Here is a 1,971-nt window from a genome sequence, read left to right as displayed (position 1 = left end):
CTTTTGACCACCGATGTTGACCTTATACTCTGGAGTGTAAAGAAAACACGGTGGCTGTCTTTTGGCCGCCGATGTTGCCCTTATGCTCTGGAGTGCAAGCATCCGCCTGAAGTGGAAAGCAACAACAAACTGGGTAATCAGGAAAATGTTAAGTTCATCCTATATAGAAGAAAAAATTGATGATTCCGTTTGTAAATGCTATACACATTCATTCGACGTCGTCACTTACGCAGCAAAGTCTACTATTTCTCCCAACATGTCCACGTTAAGAGCAATGCTGTCAAACGCACTCATTCAACTCGGGAATTAGAGTGAAACAACTAGTTAATTCACTCAAAAAAGCCTTGAAGCGGTGTGCACAACCGCTTCAAGGATCTATATGAGAGTTTACCTAATTACCTCTCTGGTACAACATCTTGATTGATTTCTTTTTTCTTTTCTCTTGTTTGGATTAAGAAGCTTTGAACGATCATAAACAAACTGCCTGTCGCCCAGTATAGCGAAAGGGCTGAAGGTAATGCAAAACCAATGAATACGATCATCACTGGCATGATGTATTGAATCATCTTCATTTGAGCGGCCATTTCAGCAGGCATTTGTCGGCTGCTTAATTGCACTTGTCCAAGCATGAGCAAACCTGCAACCACTGGCATAATCATATACGGGTCAGGTTCACCTAAATTCATCCATAGAAAACTGTGTGTTGCAATTTGCTCGGTACGTATAATCGCGAAGTAAAATGCCATCAGAATCGGCATCTGAATCACGACTGGTAAACATCCCGCCGCAGGTTCACACCGCTCTTTTGATAAAGCGAGATCATATCTTGTTGCATCTTCTTTTGGTCATCTGGGTTTTTGGGGTCATATTTGCCCCTCAACTCTTCAAGCTCCGGTCTTAGTTGTTGCATTGCTTTACTACTCTTTTGCTGCTTTAGAAACAGCGGCAAAATAAGAAGGCGAATCATAATCGTCATTACGACAATAGATAAGCCGTAACTTCCATTTAAAATGCCAGCAATTTGTATGATCAACCAAGAAAGTGGAAACACAAAGAAGTGATTCCAAATGCCTTCACTTTCTGAAGTAATCGGTGCTTGGTCAACCCCACATGCTGAAAGCAACACGACCATAAGTGCTATTATGAGTAATACAATGGATTTGTTTTTCATTAACGTTACTCCTCCTCGTTTTGAATTCGACAGATTCAAACGAGTGGAGACGGTTGTTCATCATCATCAGCTGCATAATGGTCATCGAGCGAAGGCACTTTACGAATTCGCGTAGAATCAAGACGAATGGGTGAATTAATACACATTTGATATCGCTCATATTCACGCGTGCGTTGCTCCAGTTTGCGTCCCATCCAACTTACATTCAACTCCAGCATCATATGGATTTGAATGCCTAAAAGGGCAAACTGTGAAAACAATACCATATACGAGAACCAATGGGCATCTGACAGTAATTCAATCATGGGCAGCGCCCCCTTTTTATATGCCTTTAAAGTATATCAAAGTTCATGCCAAAAACCTAATTCGTCCATTAATTGGATTTAGAATTTTGTATGGCGTTTTTGAACATCTGTATCAATTTGCCTTGTGAATATTGAAGCACACCTCCGCGGTACACCTTTGCAGCAAACATTGCTAAAAGAACGATCGTTGCCACCATGATAATGACTGATACGATCAGTTCCCACATGCCCGCTTCTCCCATTCCAACACGCAAAAACATAATCATCGGTGTAAAAAACGGGATATACGATGTGACGACAGCGATAGTCGCTGATGGATTACTCAAACTAAACATTGAGATTAAAAGCGCAAGAATGACGAGAAAGTTCAATGGGCCAACAGCCAAACCAACGTCCTCAACTCTTGTAACGACGGAACCGAGCATCGCTGCTAGCGTTGCATATAGAAAATAACCGAGTACAAAAAACAACAGAGCGAGCAAAAAGAGATCAAAA

The 1,971-nt window shown here is 41.5% G+C and carries 2 protein-coding genes and 1 pseudogene; all 3 read right to left on the bottom strand.

Annotation, left to right across the window (positions count from 1 at the left end):
* Positions 1 to 395 precede the first annotated feature (395 nt).
* Positions 396 to 967: pseudogene (locus tag JCM19037_RS21515) on the bottom strand (YidC/Oxa1 family membrane protein insertase).
* A 239-nt stretch (positions 968 to 1,206) separates the two neighbouring features.
* Positions 1,207 to 1,476 (bottom strand): hypothetical protein, encoded by a 270-nt coding sequence (locus JCM19037_RS21510; protein WP_042404506.1) that lies wholly within the window; start codon positions 1,474 to 1,476, stop codon positions 1,207 to 1,209.
* Positions 1,477 to 1,544: 68 nt separating this feature from the next.
* Positions 1,545 to 1,971: ABC transporter permease (locus JCM19037_RS21505; protein WP_042404504.1), on the bottom strand; the 427-nt coding region annotated here is incomplete at its 5' end.

Origin of the sequence: Geomicrobium sp. JCM 19037 (genome assembly GCF_000698105.1) — a bacterium.
Classification (GTDB): Bacteria; Bacillota; Bacilli; order Bacillales; family Marinococcaceae; genus Geomicrobium_A.
The sequence above is the reverse complement of the archived record's forward strand: the minus strand, read 5'-3'. Positions and strand labels throughout refer to the sequence as shown.